The sequence below is a fragment of the Staphylococcus pasteuri genome (assembly GCF_030547725.1).
Lineage (GTDB): Bacteria > Bacillota > Bacilli > Staphylococcales > Staphylococcaceae > Staphylococcus > Staphylococcus pasteuri.
Genome location: NZ_JAUOQO010000842.1, coordinates 1 through 241 on the forward strand (window position 1 = coordinate 1; position 241 = coordinate 241).

The 241-nt window shown below is 44.0% G+C and carries 1 protein-coding gene; it reads right to left on the bottom strand.

From position 1 onward, the window contains the following. Positions 1-241 (bottom strand): Spy/CpxP family protein refolding chaperone (locus Q4528_RS15690; protein WP_303522648.1); only part of this gene is annotated, 241 nt, incomplete at both ends.

Consider the following 241-nt stretch of genomic DNA (forward strand, 5'->3'; position numbering starts at 1 on the left):
GCTTTATCCATACGCTTTTGCTGCTTTTCCATTTTTTTGCTGCTCATCTCGGTGTATTTTTGCTGTTGTTCCGGCGTTAATACTTGGTAGATCTCTTGCTGGGCTTGCAGCATGTTTAACATACGCGTTTGGTGCTTAGCTTGTTGGATATCAATCAAGGCTTGGGCTGCACTTTCATCAAAAGTGGCCGACGTAATTATTGCCATACGCTGTTCATGCATCGCTTGGCGCTGTTCTTTAT